At 71.7% G+C, this 6,236-nt stretch carries 3 protein-coding genes; all 3 read left to right on the top strand.

The annotated features are described in order from the left end of the window. Nucleotides 1-261: 261 nt before the first annotated feature. Nucleotides 262-459, top strand: coding sequence for a hypothetical protein (locus ACWF94_RS30030; protein WP_453495391.1), 198 nt, complete (start codon nt 262-264; stop codon nt 457-459). A gap of 226 nt (nt 460-685) precedes the next feature. Then, a complete protein-coding gene (topA, locus tag ACWF94_RS30025) occupies nt 686-3,511 on the top strand; it encodes a type I DNA topoisomerase (RefSeq protein ID WP_453495388.1) in 2,826 nt (941 codons plus the stop codon). 116 nt (nt 3,512-3,627) lie between these two features. Next, nucleotides 3,628-6,236: dTMP kinase (gene tmk, locus ACWF94_RS30020; protein ID WP_453495385.1), on the top strand; the 2,609-nt coding region annotated here is incomplete at its 3' end.

The raw sequence follows: 6,236 nt of genomic DNA, 5'->3' as shown, positions 1-6,236 counted from the left end.
GTGCCGCACCGAGGCGGCACCCTGCGGCACCCCGAGGCCCGCCGCCCCACGGGCGAAGCCCATCCCCGGCCCCATCCCCCGGCTCCGTCCCCTCGCCCCCGCCTCCCGCGGCCCCGCCCCGCCCCGCCCCGCCGCGCCCGCCCGGGTGAACCCGTGTGGCGTTCACCCGGAATTCGCGTTGAGGACGCCCGGGGGTGTCAGCCTCGGCCGCGGGGAGACCCACGTATCACCTCGCTGTCGGGAGAAGGACGGGGTACGGGTATGGAGAGTGGGCCGGCGATCTTCGCCGGAACGGCGTTCGCGCTGTTCGGAGGCGGACTGCTGCTGTGGACAGGGGTACGGGTGCTGCACCGGTCACCCGTCGCGTACGGCGTCGGCCCCGGCACGGCCGTCGCTCTCACCACGGGCTTCGGCGTGGTGTCCCTGGCCCTCGGGGTGTGGTGCTTCGGGCGCGTCTGAGCGAGGGGCCCGGACACGGACCAGCCGGGTCCGGGCGGCAGGAACAGTCCGACTCGGGTTACCGTTCGAGTGGCCGTTGCGGGCTTTTGCCGTTTGACACAGGGGCGGGTTGTACCGTCACACTCCGCAGCGGCAGCAGCACCACAGCGGCTCCACAGCAGTGCGCGACCAGCGCCGTACGGCTGTGAAGGCCCACATCGAGCGTCGACCGGAGAGAAGAGCGAAGTTGTCCCCGACCAGCGAGACCGCACAGGGCGGCCGCCGACTCGTCATCGTCGAGTCGCCTGCCAAGGCGAAGACGATCAAGGGTTACCTCGGCCCTGGTTATGTTGTCGAGGCGAGCGTCGGACACATCCGCGACCTCCCGAACGGCGCGGCCGAGGTGCCCGAGAAGTACACCGGTGAGGTGCGCCGCCTCGGTGTCGATGTCGAGCATGACTTCCAGCCGGTCTATGTCGTCAATGCCGACAAGAAGGCCCAGGTCAGGAAGCTCAAAGAGCAGCTCGCCAATTCCGACGAGCTGTATCTCGCCACTGATGAGGACCGTGAGGGCGAGGCCATCGCCTGGCATCTCCTGGAGGTCCTCAAGCCCAAGGTCCCCGTCCACCGGATGGTCTTCCACGAGATCACCAAGGACGCGATCCGCGCGGCCGTGGCCAACCCGCGCGAGCTGAACAAGCGCATGGTCGACGCCCAGGAGACCCGCCGGATCCTCGACCGTCTCTACGGCTACGAGGTCTCGCCGGTCCTGTGGAAGAAGGTCATGCCCCGGCTGTCCGCCGGGCGCGTGCAGTCCGTCGCCACCCGGCTCGTCGTCGAGCGGGAGCGCGAGCGCATCGCGTTCCGCTCCGCCGAGTACTGGGATCTGACCGGCACCTTCTCGACCGGCCGTCCCGGAGACCCCAGCGACCCCTCCACCCTGGTGGCCCGGCTGAACACGGTCGACGGGCGGCGGGTCGCCCAGGGCCGTGACTTCGGCCCGGACGGACAGCTGAAGTCCGGCCAGGTCCTGCATCTGGACGAGGAGAACGCCCGCGCGCTGGCCGCCGCGCTGGAGAGTGCCGCGTACAGCGTGCGCTCGGTCGAGTCGAAGCCGTACCGCCGCTCCCCGTACGCCCCCTTCCGTACGACGACGATGCAGCAGGAAGCGTCGCGCAAGCTGGGCTTCGGGGCCAAGGCCACCATGCAGGTCGCGCAGAAGCTGTACGAGAACGGCTTCATCACCTATATGCGTACGGACTCCACCACGCTGTCCGACACCGCGGTCTCGGCGGCGCGGGCGCAGGTCACGCAGTTGTACGGGGCGAACTATCTGCCGGACAAGCCCCGGGTGTACGCGGGGAAGGTCAAGAACGCGCAGGAGGCGCACGAGGCGATCCGGCCCTCGGGCGACCGTTTCCGCACTCCCGCGGAGACGGGTCTTTCCGGCGACCAGTTCCGGCTCTACGAGCTGATCTGGAAGCGGACGGTCGCCTCCCAGATGAAGGACGCCACCGGTAACTCGGTGACCGTGCGGATCGCCGGGACGGCGAGCGACGGCCGGGACGTGGAGTTCACCGCGTCCGGCAAGACGATCACCTTCCACGGCTTCATGAAGGCGTACGTCGAGGGCGCCGACGACCCGAACGCCGAGCTGGACGACCGTGAGCGCCGGCTGCCGCAGGTCGCGGAGGGCGATGCGCTGGCCGCCGACGAGATCTCGGTCGACGGCCACGCCACCAAGCCGCCCGCCCGCTACACCGAGGCATCGCTGGTCAAGGAGCTGGAGGAGCGCGAGATCGGCCGCCCCTCCACGTACGCCTCGATCATCGGCACCATTCTCGACCGCGGCTATGTCTTCAAGAAGGGGACGGCCCTGGTGCCGTCGTTCCTGAGCTTCGCCGTGGTCAATCTGCTGGAGAAGCACTTCGGCCGGCTCGTCGACTACGACTTCACCGCCAAGATGGAGGACGACCTCGACTGCATCGCGCGGGGCGAGGCACAGTCGGTGCCGTGGCTGAAGCGCTTCTACTTCGGCGAGGGTGCCGAGGGCGCCGCCCAGGGAGCCGCCTCCGCCACGGGCGGCGGCGACGGCGACCACCTCGGCGGGCTCAAGGCCCTGGTCACCGACCTCGGCGCGATCGACGCGCGGGAGATCTCCAGCTTCCCGGTCGGCAGCGGGATCGTGCTGCGCGTCGGCCGGTACGGCCCGTATATCGAGCGCGGTGAGAAGGACTCCGAAGGCCACCAGCGCGCCGATGTGCAGGAGGATCTCGCGCCGGACGAGCTGACCGTCGAGTACGCCGAGGAACTGCTCGCCAAGCCGAGTGGCGACTTCGCGCTGGGCACCGACCCGGGGTCGGGGCACGAGATCATCGCGAAGGACGGGCGTTACGGCCCGTATGTCACCGAAGTCCTCCCTGAGGGCACTCCGAAGACCGGGAAGAACGCCGTCAAACCGCGTACGGCCTCGCTCTTCAAGTCGATGTCGCTGGACACGGTCACGCTGGACGACGCGCTCAAGCTGATGTCGCTGCCCCGGGTCGTCGGCACCGACGCCGAGGGTGTGGAGATCACCGCGCAGAACGGCCGGTACGGCCCGTATCTCAAGAAGGGCACCGACTCGCGCTCGCTGGAGTCCGAGGACCAGCTCTTCAGCATCACCCTGGAGCAGGCCCTCGCGATCTACGCCCAGCCCAAGCAGCGCGGACGGGCCGCCGCCAAGCCGCCGCTGAAGGAACTGGGCACCGACCCGGTGAGCGAGCGGCCCGTGGTGGTCAAGGACGGGCGTTTTGGCCCGTATGTCACCGACGGCGAGACGAACGCGACCCTGCGGACCGGTGACAGCGTCGAGGAGATCACGCCGGAGCGCGGCTACGAGCTGCTCGCCGAGAAGCGTGCCAAGGCGCCCGCCAAGAAGAAGACGGCGAAGAAGGCCCCGGCGAAGAAGGCGGCGCCGGCCAAGAAGGCCGCACCCGCGAAGAAGGCGGCGGCGAAGAAGACCACAGCCAAGAAGGCCGCACCCGCCAAGAAGACGGCGGCGAAGTCCTCGGCAGCGTCCTCGGACGAGTAGCGCGCCCTCAGTTCTCTGAGGACCTCGGATACGCACCCTTCGCATCCCGCTCACAAAACGTCCGTATGTTCGGGCGGTACCGCCGGTGAGCGGTTGGCTCCGGATAGGCTGGGCGAATGACGCGATCCGAGCAGCCAGCCGAGCAGCCGGTGGTCGTGAGCACCGTCCCAGAGACTGTCTCAGGCACCGGCGGTTCCGACGACTCCGACGCACTCGCCGCGGATTCCCGGCGGCGGGCGCTGCGCTCCCTGCTGCGGGTCCCGTCGCTCCGTAGGCTCTGGCACGCGCATGTCACGGGATCCGTCGGGGACGCCATCGGCGTCTTCGTGCTGCTGCTGCTCACGCTGCAGGCGGCGGTGGTGGAGGGAACGTTCGGCGACGGATATCGCGGCGCCGCCTTCTCCGTGGCCGCCGTGCTGGGCACGCGCGTGTTCGCGACACTGCTCTTCGGGGCCGTACTGCTCGGTCCACTGACCACGCTCGTCGCGTCCAAGGGCCCGCTCGACCGGCGCTGGACCATGATCGGCGCGGACGGCGTACGGCTGGCCCTCCTCGTCGTGGCACCCCTGTGGCTGGACTGGACCCCCGCCAACGCGGCCCTCATGCTGCTGATCACGGTCTTCGTCGCCGGGGCCGCCGAGCGCTTCTGGACGGTCGCCCGCGACGGCGCCGCCCCCGCGCTGCTGCCCGCCCCGCCGCTGGAGGGTTCGGCGGTACGCCCGCTGCCCGACCACCTCGACGCGCTGCGCAGGCTCTGGCTGCGGACCGGATTCGCGGCCATCCCGGTCGGGGCTGCCGTCCTGCTCGTCGCCACGCTGATCGGCGATCTGCTCGGCACCGGCATCGAGTGGTTCTCGCTGCACCAGGCCGCACTGGGGTCGTATGTGGCGGCCGGTCTCTTCGCCGCCTCCGTTTCGGTGCTGTACTTCGTCGAACTGCCCGGTTCCCAGACCCCCCGGCCGCGCTCGCCGCTCGAAGGACTGCGCCGCCCGGCCGCCGCGGGCGGCGGCGCGGACAAGGGGCGTACGGGGGCCGTACCGCTGTTCGTCCTCGGCTGTGCGTCGGTCGCGGGCGCGATCTCGGCGGCCGTCGCCGTCGCCGTACTGCACGCCGCCGACCTCGGTGGCGGGCCCGCCGCCTTCGCGCTGCTCGTCCTCGCCCTGACCGGCGGCACGGCGCTCGGTATCCGGGGCGCCGAGTCCGTACTGCCCACTCTGTCCCGCCGCCGGCTGCTGGCCCTCGCCCTCGCGGTCACCGGGGTCGCGCTGCTCGCGACGGGCCTGGTGCCGGACACGGCGACCGTGCTGTTCATCGCGCTGCTCGCCGGACTCGCCGCCGGGGTCGCCGCGAGCACCGGGCACGCCCTCATCGACCAGGAGTCGGAGGAGCCCCGGCGGCCCCGGATGACCGCGCACCTCCAGGCCGCCGTCCGCGTCGCCATCGGGCTCGGCGCGATCGCCGCACCGCTGCTCGCCGCCGCGATCGGGCCGCACCGGCTCGCCGGTGAGGACTTCGTCTTCGCGCACGGCGGCGCGGCCTTCACCCTGATGCTGGTGGGCGCGCTCCTGCTGCCCGTCGCCGCGCTCGTCCTCGCCAAGACGGACGACCGGTCCGGTGTGCCGCTGCGGCGCGACCTGGGCGACGCGCTGCGCCGGGGCGCCGACCCGGCGCAGGCCCCCGCCCCCACCGGGTTCTTCATCGCCATGGAGGGCGGCGACGGAGCCGGGAAGTCCACTCAGGTCGAGGCGATCGCGGAGTGGATCCGGGCCAAGGGCCACGAGGTCGTCGTCACCCGTGAACCGGGCGCCACCCCCGTCGGCAAGCGGCTGCGGTCGATCCTGCTGGATGTGTCGTCGGCGGGTCTGTCCAACCGCGCGGAGGCCCTGCTGTACGCGGCCGACCGCGCCGAGCACGTCGGTTCGGTCGTACGGCCCGCTCTGGAGCGGGGGGCGATCGTGATCTCCGACCGTTACATCGACTCCTCGGTCGCCTACCAGGGCGCGGGCCGCGATCTGTCGCCGACCGAGATCGCCCGGATCTCGCGCTGGGCGACGGACGGCCTCGTACCGCATCTGACGGTCCTGCTGGACGTCCCGCCGGAGACCGCGCGCGAGCGTTTCACCGAGGCACCGGACCGGCTGGAGTCGGAGCCCGCCGAGTTCCACCAGCGGGTGCGCGCGGGCTTCCTGACCCTCGCGGCGGGCGACCCCGGACGCTATCTGGTCGTGGACGCGGGCCAGGACCCCGAGGCCGTCACCACGGTCGTACGCCACCGGCTGGATCGGTTGCTTCCGCTCTCCGAGGCCGAGGTGCGGGCGCAGGAGGAGGCCCGGCGCAAGGCCGAGGAGGAGATCCGGCGCAAGGCGGAGGAAGAGGCCGCGCGCAAGGCCGAGGAGGAGCGCCTGGCGCGCGAGCGGGAGGAACAGCTCGCCAAGCTCCGTGCCGAGGAGGAGGCCCGCCGCAAGGCCGAGGAGGAGGCCGCGCGGCAGCGCGAGGCCGAACGGCAGGCGGAGGAGGCCCGTCAGCGGGCGGAGGAGGCCAGGCGGCTCGCCGAGGAGGAGCGGCGCAAGCGCGAGGCGGAGGAGAAGGCACGCCGGGACGAGCAGGAGCGGTTGCGCAAGCTCGCGGAGGAGCAGGCCAGGCTGCGGGCCGAGGCGGAGGAACGCCGGCTGGAGAAGCAGCGCAAGGCCGAGGAGGCGCTGCTGCGGGCCGAGGAGGCCCGGCG

The sequence above is a fragment of the Streptomyces sp. NPDC055078 genome (assembly GCF_053607985.1).
This window is presented reverse-complemented; position numbering and strand designations above follow the sequence as displayed.

Bases quoted from the DNA above. Each gene is read 5' to 3' on its own strand.
- ACWF94_RS30030 (WP_453495391.1), top strand. From the start codon at position 262: ATGGAGAGTGGGCCGGCGATCTTCGCCGGAACGGCGTTCGCGCTGTTC.